The organism is Pseudomonas sp. 32_A (assembly GCF_017490905.1).
In the GTDB taxonomy this organism is placed as follows: Bacteria; Pseudomonadota; Gammaproteobacteria; order Pseudomonadales; family Pseudomonadaceae; genus Aquipseudomonas; species Aquipseudomonas inefficax.
In genome coordinates this window covers 152942-164626 of the sequence record NZ_JAFGYI010000006.1, presented here as the reverse complement: position 1 = coordinate 164626, position 11685 = coordinate 152942, and the positions used below count along the sequence as shown (strand labels likewise).

At 63.6% G+C, this 11685-nt stretch carries 9 protein-coding genes and 2 rRNA genes; 8 read left to right on the top strand and 3 right to left on the bottom strand.

Annotated elements, in window-relative coordinates; all coding sequences use genetic code 11:
• The 3 genes from J5M58_RS06305 to J5M58_RS06295 form a co-directional block, all read left to right on the top strand.
• Nucleotides 1–224 (top strand): 23S ribosomal RNA (locus J5M58_RS06305); the annotation flags it as partial.
• A 143-nt stretch (nt 225–367) separates the two neighbouring features.
• Nucleotides 368–483, top strand: a 5S ribosomal RNA gene (gene rrf, locus J5M58_RS06300).
• A 278-nt stretch (nt 484–761) separates the two neighbouring features.
• On the top strand, nt 762–2570 hold the full coding sequence (locus J5M58_RS06295; protein WP_207877569.1) for an ABC transporter ATP-binding protein/permease: 1809 nt from the start codon (nt 762–764) through the stop codon (nt 2568–2570).
• On the opposite strand, the gene J5M58_RS06290 is transcribed toward J5M58_RS06295, so the two are convergent.
• A complete protein-coding gene (locus J5M58_RS06290) occupies nt 2567–3796 on the bottom strand; it encodes an MFS transporter (protein WP_207877568.1) in 1230 nt (409 codons plus the stop codon). The two genes, J5M58_RS06295 and J5M58_RS06290, sit on opposite strands and share 4 nt — an antisense overlap.
• A gap of 301 nt (nt 3797–4097) precedes the next feature.
• Here J5M58_RS06290 and J5M58_RS06285 point away from each other — a divergent pair, with 301 nt between their 5' ends.
• Together J5M58_RS06285 and J5M58_RS06280 are read left to right on the top strand one after the other, a co-directional pair.
• Complete coding sequence (locus J5M58_RS06285; protein WP_207877566.1) at nt 4098–6332, top strand: TonB-dependent siderophore receptor; 2235 nt, start codon at nt 4098–4100, stop codon at nt 6330–6332.
• A gap of 171 nt (nt 6333–6503) precedes the next feature.
• On the top strand, nt 6504–7043 hold the full coding sequence (locus J5M58_RS06280) for a histidine phosphatase family protein (RefSeq protein WP_207877564.1): 540 nt from the start codon (nt 6504–6506) through the stop codon (nt 7041–7043).
• Nucleotides 7044–7046: 3 nt separating this feature from the next.
• On the opposite strand, the gene J5M58_RS06275 is transcribed toward J5M58_RS06280, so the two are convergent.
• Both J5M58_RS06275 and J5M58_RS06270 read right to left on the bottom strand, forming a co-directional pair.
• Nucleotides 7047–7832: a sulfite exporter TauE/SafE family protein gene (locus J5M58_RS06275; RefSeq protein WP_112252290.1), complete on the bottom strand. Its 786-nt coding sequence runs from the start codon at nt 7830–7832 to the stop codon at nt 7047–7049.
• A gap of 262 nt (nt 7833–8094) precedes the next feature.
• The gene (locus J5M58_RS06270) at nt 8095–8688 is read right to left on the bottom strand and encodes a helix-turn-helix domain-containing protein (protein ID WP_112252292.1); all 594 of its coding nucleotides are present in this window, start codon (nt 8686–8688) and stop codon (nt 8095–8097) included.
• Between the two features lie 113 nt (nt 8689–8801).
• On the opposite strand from J5M58_RS06270, the gene J5M58_RS06265 reads away from it, so the two are divergent.
• From J5M58_RS06265 to J5M58_RS06255, 3 genes are all read left to right on the top strand, one after another.
• Nucleotides 8802–9938 (top strand): FAD-binding oxidoreductase, encoded by a 1137-nt coding sequence (locus J5M58_RS06265; protein ID WP_207877562.1) that lies wholly within the window; start codon nt 8802–8804, stop codon nt 9936–9938.
• Between the two features lie 12 nt (nt 9939–9950).
• Entirely contained in the window at nt 9951–10328 is a 378-nt protein-coding gene (locus J5M58_RS06260) for a RidA family protein (protein WP_085593503.1), read from the top strand.
• A 242-nt stretch (nt 10329–10570) separates the two neighbouring features.
• Nucleotides 10571–11635, top strand: coding sequence for a hypothetical protein (locus J5M58_RS06255; RefSeq protein ID WP_112252294.1), 1065 nt, complete (start codon nt 10571–10573; stop codon nt 11633–11635).
• The last annotated feature ends 50 nt before the right edge of the window (nt 11636–11685 follow it).

Genomic DNA, 11685 nt, shown 5'->3' with positions numbered 1-11685 from the left:
CTCTGGTGTTCCGGTTGTCACGCCAGTGGCATTGCCGGGTAGCTATGTTCGGAAGAGATAACCGCTGAAAGCATCTAAGCGGGAAACTTGCCTCAAGATGAGATCTCACTGGGATCTTGAATCCCCTGAAGGGCCGTCGAAGACTACGACGTTGATAGGTTGGGTGTGTAAGCGCTGTGAGGCGTTGAGCTAACCAATACTAATTGCCCGTGAGGCTTGACCATATAACACCCAAGCAATCTGCTACGCAGATTGCGGTGGTGAAGACGAAACGAACCGAAAGTTCGCACTGTTCACAAAAGCACCACAGATATCGCATATCCGAATTCGCTGGGCTGTCCATCTGGACATTCTGGCAACAGAATTTCTTGACGACCATAGAGCATTGGAACCACCTGATCCCATCCCGAACTCAGCAGTGAAACGATGCATCGCCGATGGTAGTGTGGGGTTTCCCCATGTGAGAGTAGGTCATCGTCAAGATTCATTTCGCAAAACCCCTATCTGCGCATGCAGGTAGGGGTTTTGTCTTTGTGGCCCGGAAGTCCCGGGCCGGCACAACCCTTCTCTGTGGGAGCGGGTTCACCCGCGAACACCGGCAAAGCCGGTGCCATCCACCGCGCTGCCTGCTTCGCGGCTAAAGCCGCTTCCACAGGGGCCCGCGTAGCTCTCAAAAGCAATCATGAAATGTGCGTCATTTATGCCTGACGAATCACAGGTCGATGCTACGCTCGCGGAAATACTCAGCACGGATACCCATCATGGAAATGAACTGGCACCAGGCGCTGGAAGAGAGCCTGAGCTGGCTGGCAATCGCCTCGTTCATCACCCTTGTCTGCTTCACGGCAGCCGCCGCACTGGCCGTACGTTATACGCGTTGGGGCAGCCAGTTCTGGCAGCTTGCCGGGCCCTATTTCAGTTTCAGGCGCAGTTGGCGGCCGTTGCTGGTGTTCGCCCTGCTGCTGGTACTGACGCTATTCTCCGTGCGCCTGAACGTGCTGTTCTCGTTCTGGTACAACGGCTTCTATAGCGCCTTGCAGGGCCTTGACCAAACTGCCTTCTGGTACCTGCTCGGCGTTTTCGCGGTGTTGGCCACAATCCATGTGCTGCGTTCGCTATTCACCTTCTATGTAAGCCAGGCGTTCAGCATCCAGTGGCGGGTCTGGCTGACCGAGCGCCTGACCGAGGACTGGATGCACGGCGATGCCTACTACCGTGGCCAGTTCCTCGCCCAGCCCGTAGACAACCCCGACCAACGTATCGAACTGGACGTCAACGCCTTTGTCAGCAATTCGGTGACCCTTGCCCTGGGCGCGGTCAGTGCGCTGGTTTCGCTGGTGGCATTTACCGGCATCCTCTGGGGGCTGTCGGCGCCGCTGGCTGTTGCCGGTGTGGAAATTCCCCGGGCGATGGTGTTTGCCGTGTACCTGTATGTCATCGTCGCCACCTGGATCGCCTTCCGTCTCGGGCGACCGCTGATCCGCCTGAACTTCCTCAACGAAAAGCTCACTGCCAACTTCCGTTACGCGCTGATGCGCCTGCGCGAGAACGCCGAGAACATCGCTTTCTACCAGGGCGCGCAGGTCGAGCGGGGAACCTTGCTGGGCCGCTTTGGTGCCTTGATCGTCAATGCCTGGGCGCTGGTGTTCCGGAACCTGAAATTCAGTGGTTTCAACCTGGGCGTGAGCCAGGTAGCGGTAGTGTTCCCGTTCATTCTCCAGGCACCGCGCTTCTTCAGCGGGGCGATCAAGCTGGGTGATGTCATGCAGACCTCCCAGGCCTTTGGCCAGGTGCAGGATTCGCTGTCGTTCTTCCGCGAGTCATATGATGCGTTTGCCCAGTACCGGGCTACCCTCGACCGTCTGACCGGCTTCCTCGATGCCAACGAGCAGGCGAGTGCTTTGCCGCGCGTCATCACCAAGGACCAGGAGCATGCCTTGGCGATAAGCCGTCTGCAGGTGCTGCGCCCGGACGGGCATGCCCTTATCGCCAACCTGGACCTTGACCTGCATGCCGGTCAGGCGCTGTTGATCAAGGGGCCGTCGGGCAGCGGCAAAACCACGCTGTTGCGTGCGCTGGCGGGCCTCTGGCCGTACGCCGAGGGTGAGGTCAGGCGGCCGCTGGGCCACCAGGCGCTGTTCCTGTCGCAGCGGCCCTACCTGCCGCTGGGTGACCTGCGCGCCGTTATCGCCTACCCAGCGGCCGGCAAGCCTGAGGATGAGTCGCGGATGCAACAGGCCTTGTGCCAGGTCAACCTGGCCCACCTGGCCGAGCGATTGGACGTCAGCTGTGACTGGTCACACATTCTCTCGGTCGGCGAGCAGCAGCGCCTGGCATTTGCCCGGGTGCTGTTCAACCGGCCACAGGTGGTGTTCCTCGACGAGTCCACCTCGGCCATGGACGAAGGGCTCGAGCATGCCCTGTATTCGCTGTTGCGCACGGAAATGCCGGCGGCGTTGCTGGTCAGTGTCGGGCACCGCAGCACGCTGGCAGGTTTCCATACCCATCGGCTGGAGGTGGATGGGCATGGTGGCTGGTCGCTACTGGAGCAGCAGCCAGTGCTGGCCTAGTTCGGCTTGCCGGTGATCGGCCCTGGCCTGAGCAATGCGACCCCGACCAAAGTGCTGCCGGCGCACGCTGCGCCAAGCAGGAATGTCGCCTTGAAGCCGACCCCGTCCCACAGCAGCCCGGCGACCACGCTGGCCGCCAGCAGCGCCACCCCGGTCAGCAGGTTGAACAGGCCGAAGGCTGTACCGCGCAGGTCGGCGGGGGCGCTGTCGGCAATCATGGCGGCAAACACGCCCTGGCTGAAGCCCAGGTGCAGCCCCCAGGCCGCCACCCCCAAGGCCAGGCCGCTCCAGCCCGGGAGCAGGGCCAGCAGCAGGTCGGCGGTAACCAGCAGCCCCAGCCCGGTCATCAGCACGCCGCGGCGGCCTACGCGGTCCGACAGTACCCCGGCGGGGTAGGCCGACAGCGAATAGGCCAAGGCCATGAGCACCAGCACCGCCGGCGCCCACAGCGGCGCCAGGCCCATGTCCTGGGCGCGCAGCAGCAGAAACGCCTCGCTGAAGCGGGCGAGGGTAAACAGCGTGGCCAGGCCGATCAACCGCCAGTAGGCCGGGCCCAGGCGGGCCAGCTCATGCAGCGCCAACGGTGAGCGCACTGGCCGGGTGGTGGCTGGCGTTTCAGGTTCGCGCACGAAGGCGATGAGGATGTATACCGCTACGAACGCCGGGATCACCGCCACCCAGAAAACCGTCTGAAAATGGCTCGCCGTCAGCCACATCAGCACGATCGCCAGCAACGGCCCCAGGAAGGCGCCCACGGTATCCAGCGCCTGGCGCAGGCCGAAGGCTGCACCACGCAGTTCAGCAGGCGTAACGTCGGCCACCAGCGCGTCGCGCGGCGCCCCACGAATGCCTTTGCCGACCCGGTCGACGAAGCGTGCCACGGTCAGCCACTCCAGCCCGGAGGCCATGGGGAACACCGGCTTGGTCAACGCCCCCAGGCCGTAGCCAAGCACCGTGAGCAGCTTGCGTTTGCCCAGCCGGTCGCTGAGGGCGCCGGAAAACACCTTGGTGATCGAGGCGGTCGCCTCGGCGATGCCTTCGATAAAGCCCACCGCCACTACCGAGGTGCCAAGCACGGTGACCATGTACAGCGGCAGCAGGGCGTGAATCATTTCCGAGGAAATGTCCATGAACATCGATACGAAGCCCAGCGCCCAGACACTGCGAGGGATCTTCGACAGGGACCTGGTGGCGTTCGTGGCGTGGCTTTCTTCATGGCTGCGCATCAGGAGGCTCGGCAGAGGGGCTACGATCGAAACTTTAGGAGCCCTCACGCAGGATGCAAATCGGCAGCTGCATGAAAGCACTGGTAGCCGGACTGCACCGCAGCGTCGGCAGCTCCATCGTGTCAGCAAAGTTCCGTTACAAACATGTAAACTTCGTAAATAAGATTTAAACTCATTTGCGAATCTCTATATTTACCATCCCTGTTGGCCACCAAACTGTGTTTGCGAGGCCGGTGGGCGAGGGCTCCCGGTTTCCGACAGGGATGTGCCGTTTCGCTCATGAATCGCAGGAGATGTACCCATGCAGTGCAAGACTTCACCCAACAGCCTGGCCCTGGCGTTCGTCGCGCTGGCGTCACCGGCCATGGTGGCCACCGTGGCCCAGGCCGAAGAACAGCGCACGGGTGAGGTGCTGGAGATGCCGGTTGCCGACAGCGCGCTGGTGATCCAGGACACCCTGGTCACTGCCGAGCGCGAGGCACGCCAGGCCCTGGGTACGTCGATCATCACCGCCGAAGACATCAAGCGCCATCCGCCGGCCAATGACCTGTCCGACATCATCCGCCGCGAGCCCGGGGTCAACCTGACCGGCAACAGCGCCAGCGGCGCGCGTGGCAACAACCGGCAGATCGACCTGCGCGGCATGGGCCCGGAAAACACCCTGATCCTCATCGACGGCAAGCCATCCAGCGCACGCAATGCCGTGCGCTATGGCTGGAACGGCGACCGCGATACCCGCGGTGAAACCAACTGGGTACCGGCCGAAGCGGTCGAGCGCATCGAGATCCTGCGTGGCCCGGCGGCCGCACGTTACGGCTCCGGCGCCATGGGCGGGGTGGTCAACATCATCACCAAGCGGCCCACCGACGAACTCAAGGGCAGCGTCAGCCTGTACACCCAGCTGCCGAAAGACAGCGCCGAGGGCGCCAGCCGCCGGGCCAACTTCAACCTCGGCGGCGGCCTGACCGACAACCTCGGCTTCCGCCTGTACGGCGGCCTGGCCAAGACCGATGCCGACGACCTGGACATCAACGCCGGGCATGCCACCAGTGCGCTGGTGGCGGGCCGCGAAGGCGTGCGCAACAAGGACATCAATGGCTTGCTGAGCTGGAAGCTGAACGACGAGCACCGCCTCGAGGCCAGTGCCGGCTATAGCCGCCAGGGCAATATCTTTGCCGGCGACACCATGAACAGCAACGGCGGTGGTGACGTCGAATTCGTGTCCAGCCTGTACGGCCACGAAACCAATGTGATGCAGCGCAGTACCTACGACCTGACCCACCTGGGCGATTTCACCTGGGGGACCAGCAAGACCGTGCTGGCCTACGAATACGTGCGCAACTGGCGCCTCAACGAAGGCCTGGCAGGCCGCACCGAAGGCGCCCCCAATGCCGAAGGCGCCGCCATGTCGCGCCTGCGCAACACACGCCTGAGCAGCGAAGTGAACCTGCCATTCGCCATGGGCAGTACCGAGCATGTACTGACCCTGGGCGGCGAGTACCTGTACGAAACGCTCAATGACCAGGGCTCGCTGCGCCCGCAAAGTTCGGACCCCACGGGTAATGACGGGCTTGTCGGTTTCGACCGTAGCAGTTCGAAGATGACCGCTCGCAGCTATGCACTGTTCGTCGAGGACAACATCATTGTCGGCGATACCACCATTACCCCGGGCCTGCGTTTCGACCACCACGAAACCTTCGGCGACAATTTCAGCCCCAGCCTGAACCTGTCGCACAAGCTGACCGAAGCACTGTCGGTCAAAGGCGGCATCGCGCGCGCCTACAAGGTCCCGAACCTGTACCAGTCCAACCCCAACTACCTGCTGTACAGCCGCGGCAATGGTTGCAGCGTGCAGCAGACCAACAACGGTGGCTGCTACCTGCAGGGCAACGCCGACCTCAAGCCCGAGATCAGCGTCAACAAGGAAATCGGCCTGCTGTACGACCGTGGCACCTGGCGCACCAGTGCCACGTACTTTCGCAACGACTACAAGAACAAGATCGTCGGTGATACCGATGTGCTGTACGCCATCGGCACCGGCAGCCGCGTGACCCAGTGGGACAACGCCGGCAAGGCGCGGGTGGAAGGTATCGAAGGCAACCTGTTCATCGAGTTGACCCCGGCCCTGGACTGGAACACCAACCTGACCTGGATGCTCGACAACGACAATCGCGAGACCGGCGAACCGCTGTCGGTGATACCGGAATACACCGTCAACACCACCCTCGACTGGCGCGCCACCGACAAGCTGTCATTCCAGGTGGCAGCGACCTACTTCGGCAAGCAGAAGTCGCCGACCTTCAATGACCGCACCCAGCAAGACTACGACAAGGCCGCGCAACAGGACGTGGAAGCCTACGGCCTGATGGATGTGAGCGCCGGGTACAAGTTCAACGCCAACTACGACGTACGGGTGGGGGTGAACAACGTGTTCGACAAACAGATCCTGCGTGGTGGCAATGCCAGTACTTCGGGCGCCAATACCTATAACCAGCCGGGCAGGGCGGTGTTCGCTGCGCTGAACATCAACTTCTGATCCAACGGGCCGCTGTGCGGCCCATTCGAGCGCATCGACCTCAAACCATGCGCTATCCCTGTGGGAGCGGGCGTGCCCGCGAACACCGGCGCAGCCGGTGCCATGTTGTTGCGGCAAAAAGTGCCAAGGCATGTTAAACCATGCGCCCCAACCCGCCGCGAGAGAAACCCGGTGAAAGCCGTCCGCCTGACCCTGATCTGCCACGCCCTTACCCAGGCCCAGAAGAGCGGGCGCCTGCACCGTGCCGACGATGGCATCCTGCCGTTGGGCCAGCAGCCTTTCGCCGACCTTTTCGGTGTGCGGGTGCTGACTGCACCAGAGCGGCGAGCCTGCGAGACGGCGGCGTGGTTTTCGGGGCCGGTGCAGGTCGAGCCGGCCTTGGCCGATTGCGACCTGGGGCGTTGGCAAGGGCTGACGCTGAAGCAATTGCAGGCCGAGCAACCGCAGGCGATGGCCGAATGGCTGCAGGCCCCGGCCAGTGATGTGCACGGCGGCGAGTCGTTCGCCGTGCTTTGCCAGCGCATCGCCGCCTGGCTGGCAGCCTTCGACAGGCCGGGTGAATGGGTGGCGATTACCCACCCGATGGTCGTGCGCGCCGCGCTGGTGCACGTACTTGGCTGCCCGATGAGCGCCAGTCAGCGGGTCGACGTGTTGCCGCTGTCGCGCCTGGAGCTGAGCTTTACCGGGCAGTGGCGCCTGCGCCTTGGCTGAAGCTCAGAACGCCAGCTTGTAGCCGATCAGCAGCAGCATCGCCGCCAGGCAAGGACGCAGCACGCGGTCGGAAATCCGCCCGGTGAGGTGGCTGCCCAGGTAGATGCCTGGCAGCGAGCCCAGCAGCAGGTAGCCCAGCAGCGACCAGTCCATGTTGCCCATGCCGGCATGGCCCAGGCCCGCCACCAGGGTAAGTGGCACGGCGTGGGCGATTTCGGTACCGACCAGGCGGCGGGTGACCAGGAACGGGTACAGCAGGAACAACGCCACGGTACCCAGTGCGCCGGCGCCGATGGAGGTGAGGGTGACCATCACCCCCAGCACCACGCCGGTGAGCACGGTAAGGGTGTTCAGGCTGCGGTCGCTGAGGTGGTAGTGGTCACCGGCATGGCGGCTGGCGAAGGCCTGCAGGCGCGATTTGAACAGGATGGCCAGCGCGGTCAGGATCAGCACCACCGCCAGGCCTTGCTTGATGATGGCGTTCAGCGCCGAGGTGTCGGTGTGCAGGGTGCTGAGGAACCACAGGGTCAGCGCCGCCGCGGGCACGCTGCCCAGGCTGAGCAGGCCGGTGATCTTCCAGTCGACGTTCTTGTTGCGCGCATGCACCCAGACGCCACTGGCCTTGGTGATGGCGGCATAGAGCAGGTCGGTGCCGACGGCCGTTGCCGGGCTGATGCCAAACCACAACAGGATCGGGGTCATCAGCGAGCCGCCACCGACGCCGGTCATCCCGACGATAAAGCCCACGACCAGGCCCGCAATGGTGAAACCGAAAGAACCTACATCCATACGCTACTCGACTGCCCAACTTTGCCCGTTATCGGATGCAGCCAGCATATAGATTTTTTTATAGCCAAATAGACTTGTTCGTTATTAGGTTATAACCGGGTCAGGGGTTGCAGAGGTTCCCTGTGGGAGCGGGTTTACCCGCGAAGCAGGCGCTGCGGTGGATGGCACGGGCTTCGCCCGTGTTCGCGGGTAAACCCGCTCCCACAGGGGATCTCGCCAGTTTTCAGATTTTCAGCTAGGCAGTTGCTCTCATGAAAGCCTGTCAACGATCAGTCATCACCACCATCACATGCGCATCTGCGCCATCGTCACTTTCCGACAGGTAGATATGCCCCACCTGGCTGTCGAAATACGCCGTCTCCTGCGGCCCGATGCTCACTGCTTCGCCGGTTTCGAACTCGATACGAACGCGACCGCTGAGCACCAACGCGAACTCTTGCCCGGGGTGGCGGATAAAATCGTCGAACTGGCCGCGTTCACGGGCAATGATGCGGGCATAGGCGGGTGTCATGCGCCTTTCGGGGAAGTCGCCGGCGAGCGGGTGATAGTCATAGGTGCCGGTCGAGTAACCCGCCGCCGCTGGCAGCGAATCGACCACCACCGTCACCGGCACTGGCGCCGTGACCGTGCCGCTGGCGCGCAATAACTGGGCAATGTCGACATTCAGCGCCCGGGCGGCGGCGGCGAGTTTTTCATAGCTGACCGACACCTGCGCCAGCTCCATCTTCGACAGGGTGGACAGCGGTACGCCACTGGCTTCGGACAATTGCTTGAGGGTCATCTGGCGCGCCTTGCGCACCTGGCGCAGGCGCTGGCCGACTACGGCACGGTCCAGCAGGGGTAGGGCAGCGGGCATTCGGGGTCTCGGTATGCGGCGTTGGTCGGGCATCTTACCTTGGACCCTTGCGTATTCGTAAATTCTCATATATTAGAATTCTCATAAATGATAATTTGCTGGCAGGAGCGTGCATGACCCCGATCTACGACACCCTGATCATCGGCGCCGGCATTGCCGGTGCATCCCTGGGTTATCGCCTGGCCGGCCGGCAGAAGGTGCTGCTGCTCGAGCGCGAGGCGCAGCCTGGCTACCATTCCACCGGGCGTTCGGCAGCCATGTTCATGGAGGCCTACGGTACCCCGCAGATCCAGGCGCTTACCCGCGCCAGCCGGGCCTTCTACGAAGCACCACCGCAAGGGTTCTGCGAGCACCCGCTGCTGGAACCGCGCGGCTGCCTGTACGTCGCCAGCCTGGAACAGCAGGCGCTGCTCGAGCAGACCCATGCGCAGAACCTGGCCAACGGCACCGAGGTCAGCCTGCTCGACCGCGACGCCGCCCTGGCCTTGGTGCCGAGCCTGCGTGGCGAGAACCTGGCCGGCGCGGTGCTCGAAGCGGGTGCCATGGACCTGGACGTGCATGCCCTGCACCAGGGCTTCTTGCGTGGATACCGCGCCGCTGGCGGCGAACTGCGCTGCAACGCCGAGCTGATCCAGGCGTGGTACCTGGATGACCTGTGGCAGGTGGAATTGGGCGATGGTAGCCGCGTGCAGGCACGCCAGTTGGTCAATGCCGCTGGCGCCTGGGCCGACCGTGTGGCCGAGCAGTGCGGGGTGGCGCGTATCGGCCTGCAACCCTGCCGGCGCAGTGCCTTCACTTTCCCCGGCCCGTCAGACCAGGACTTCGCCCACTGGCCGGCGGTAATCGGCGTGGACGAAAGCTTCTACTTCAAACCCGATGCCGGCCAGCTGCTGGGTTCGCCGGCCAATGCCGACCCGGTCGAACCCCAGGACGCCGCGCCCGAGGAGCTCGACGTGGCTTTGGGCATCTACAACATCGAAGCCATGACCACCCTGGTGATCCGCCGGCCAAGCCACACCTGGGCCGGGCTGCGCTCGTTCGTCGCCGATGGCGACTTGGTGATCGGTTTCGATGCGCACGCGCCAGCGTTCTTCTGGCTGGCGGCACAAGGTGGCTATGGCATCCAGTCGGCGGCGGGCGCCTCGCGCCTGGCCGCCGACCTGCTGCTGGGCCAGCCGCTGTGTCCTGGCCTTGTCAGCCAGGGGGTGGTGCCCGAGCGCCTGTCCCCGGCCCGTTTCCAGCAATCCTGAAAGGAGCATTCCATGAGCAATGATATCCAGCGTTTCCCCAGCAGCCTGCCGTTCCCGTTCTCCCGTGCGGTGAAAGCCGGCGGCTTCCTGTTCCTGTCCGGCCAGGTGCCGATGAGTGCTGGCGGCGAAGTGGTGCGCGGTGACATCCAGGCCCAGACCCGCGCCGCCTGCGAACGCATCGGCGAAAGCCTGGCGGCCTGCGGCGCGCGCTTCGACCAGGTGGTCAAGGCCACGGTGTGGCTGTCGGACATGAGCCACTTCGCCGGCTTCAACGAGGTGTACAAGGAGTTCTTCGGCGCAGCGCTGCCGGTGCGCTCGACCGTGGCCTCGGCATTGGCGCTGGGGGTGGATGTTGAGATCGAAGTGCAGGCGTTTGTCGGCGACGCCTGAGCGGGCAGAAATCTGCGCATGAACAACTGCTTGCGCAAAACCAGGAAGATTGCTTGGCCCTGTGGGAGCGGGTTTACCCGCGAACACCGGCGTAGCCGGTGCCATGCAGCGCGGTGCCTTCTTCGCGGGTGAACCCGCTCCCACAGGGCCAGCGCTGCATTCAAGGACAGTGGATTACCTGTAGGAGCGGCGGTCTGACTTGCCCGCCAAAAAGCAAAACAACAATAAATCCAGAGGTTCACATGCAAGAGCAGCTGAAGATAGCCGGCGCGTTTGTCGGCGTGATCGTGGGGGCGGGGTTCGCTTCGGGCCGGGAACTGTTGCTGTTCTTTGTCGATTTCGGTGTGTGGGGGCTGGTCGGTGCACTGGTAAGCGCAGCCCTGTTCACCTTCCTCGGTATGGCCCTGGCCGGGCTGGGCAATCGCCTGCAGGCCACTTCGCACAAGGATGTGATCCAGGCCATCTGCGGCCGTCACCTGGGCCTGTTCGTCGACTGGCTGATCACCTTTTTCATGTTTGCCGTCACCGTGGTCATGCTGGCAGGTGGTGGTGCCTTGCTGGAGCAGCAGTTCGGCATCCCGGCGCTGACCGGCAGCGTGCTGGTGACGCTGGTGGTGGTGGGTATCGTGTGCCTGGACGTGCGCAAGGTGATCCTTGCCATCGGTGCCATCACACCCTTACTGATCCTGGTGGCCTCGGCGATTGCGCTGTACGCCGTGTTCAGCCGGCAGCAGAGCTTCGCCCAGCTCGACCAGCTGGCCAGCCAGCAACAGGCGGGCACCCGTCACTGGCTGCTGGGGGCGTTCCTGTACGTGTCGTACAACATCGTTGCCGGCGCGCCGATCCTGGCCATCCTGGGCGGCTCGGCCAAGGGCGAGAGAACCGCGGTATGGGGTGGGCTGCTCGGTGGTGCAGCACTGGGTGGGCTGATGCTGGTGATGAGTGCCGGGCTGTTGTCGCGCCTGGACAGCGTGGCTGACTTGCCGATGCCGATGCTGTCGATCGCCAACGAAGTATCGCCACTGCTGGGGCTGGTGATGTGCCTGATCATCTTCGGCATGATCGTCAACACAGCGGTGGGTACGTTGTTCTCGTTCCTCTCGCGGCTGATGCCGGCGGGTACGGCGAAGTTTCGCTGGGGTTCGGTGGTGACCGGAGTGGTGGCGTTCGGCTGCAGCCTGGTGGGGTTCATCAGCCTGGTGGGTGAGGTGTACCCGCTGTTCGGCTACCTGGGCTTCGTGCTGATGGCGGCGGTGCTGCTGGCCTGGGTGCGGCGGGGTAAAGTGGTTAAAGCGGCGGTGGCGTAGGGGGCTGCTGCGCAGCCCTATCGCGACACAAGGCCGCTCCCACAAGGATC